1 protein-coding gene is annotated in these 771 nt (G+C 57.5%); it reads right to left on the minus strand.

Annotated features, from left to right (window positions below):
- Positions 1-768 (minus strand): IS5 family transposase gene (locus tag DS839_RS35850; RefSeq protein WP_368912120.1). Its coding sequence is split into 2 segments (ribosomal slippage), with 769 coding nucleotides annotated over them: positions 1-438 and positions 438-768; the frame shifts between segments, so codons are not numbered across the junction. This gene is flagged as partial in the annotation.
- Positions 769-771 lie beyond the last annotated feature (3 nt).

A 771-nucleotide genomic window follows, 5' to 3' on the forward strand; every position in this document is an offset into this window, starting at 1 on the left:
CTAAGGCTTGTTTACAATCACTGGATGCGAGGAAGGCTGCGACGATATTGATGAAGCCAGCAAAGCATCTGTCGGTCTTTTCGTAGCGCGTGGCAATCCGGCGGAACGCCTTGAGATCGCAGAAGAAGTTTTCGATCAGATGACGCCATTTGTACATTTCGACATCGTAGGGGATGCGACCAGCCCGGTCCGCCTTGGAAGGAATGACGGCGGCCGCGCCACGTTCGTTCAAGGTTGCGCGCAGCCAATTGTTGTCGAAGGCCTTGTCGCCGATGAGGGCTTCAAAATCGAGCCCTGTGATCAAAGGCTCAAGACCGATGCTGTCGTGTCGCTGGCCAGGCAGAAGAATGAAGCGGATAAGATTGCCGAGCGCATCGACGAGCGCCATGATTTTGGTGGTCAGCCCGCCGCGCGAGCGGCCTATGGCCTGATTTTGAGTCCCCCTTTTGCGCCGGTGCCATGCTGGTGGACCCGGACGAGCGTGCCATCGACGAGGACATATTCGAAATCGGGATCATCTGATAAAGCCCCGAAAATCCGCTCCCAGACGCCCTTTTGCGCCCACCGCCAAAAGCGCGTGTACACCGTGAACCAATTGCCGAAGGCATCCGGCAGATCACGCCAAGGAGAGCCGGTACGCGCAACCCAAAGAACTGCTTCGACAAAGAGCCGGTTATCGCGTCCACTGCGACCGGGATCGCCCGGCTTTCCAGACAGTTCCGGCGCAATGCGCTGCCATTGCGCATCGTTCAACATCAATCGAATCAAGGC

The sequence above is a fragment of the Taklimakanibacter deserti genome, assembly GCA_003574785.1.